The sequence below is a fragment of the Mycobacterium sp. SMC-4 genome, assembly GCF_050205565.1.
Classification (GTDB): domain Bacteria; phylum Actinomycetota; class Actinomycetes; order Mycobacteriales; family Mycobacteriaceae; genus Mycobacterium.
Map to the genome: position 1 here is coordinate 1 of NZ_JBNMQU010000028.1, position 714 is coordinate 714.

Here is a 714-nt window from a genome sequence, read left to right on the forward strand (position 1 = left end):
CAGACCGCACTGGCAGACCAACGCATCGAGCCCGTAGCTGATCGCGGCCAGCGCATCGTTGCGGCGTTCGTCGAGGCGGCGCGGATCGGCAGCGCAGACACTGTGAGCGATGCGTTCAATACGGTCACGCAACGCGGCGGCATCACCGGCGTGCATGCGCGCATGCACACTGACATAGCCGGGCGGATCGGCGTGCTCGCCGATCTCCACGCTGCGCGCGGACTGGGTGTATCGCGGCACGCGTTGGGCGGCCGGGTCGTGGGCGATGACGGTGGCATCGACGGCCTGGTCGATCTTCTCGCGCGACAGCCCACCCCAGAACCCGACCTGGCCGGCCAGCGCGGCGTCCACCGCGGCCATCACATTGTCGTCGGTGATCAGTTCGGTGCGGTAAACGATGGTGCGCACCAGCAGATCACTGATCAGGCCCTGGGCGAACAACGCCGCGACCCCGGGGAGCCGGTCCCGCAACCGCACCCCCCGATGGGTTTGGGCCAACGCCAACCCCTGGGTGACCCCCAGCGCGGCAGCCAATTCGGCAGCCACGGCAGCATCAGGGTCCAGCCACCACCCCTCGCGCTGCTCAGCGGTGGCGGTGGCGGTGTGGGTGCGTCGATCGAACAGCTCAGCCAGCACCGCCAGCTTGCGCGCTGCGGCGATGTTCTCCGCGCGTGAGCAGTTCCGGGCAGCGTCGATCAGCGCGGCCGCGCTGGC

1 protein-coding gene is annotated in these 714 nt (G+C 69.7%); it reads right to left on the reverse strand.

The window, feature by feature from the left end:
* On the reverse strand, positions 1 to 714 hold a 714-nt coding region (locus tag ACQI46_RS25595; RefSeq protein WP_427096856.1), incomplete at both ends, for a DUF222 domain-containing protein.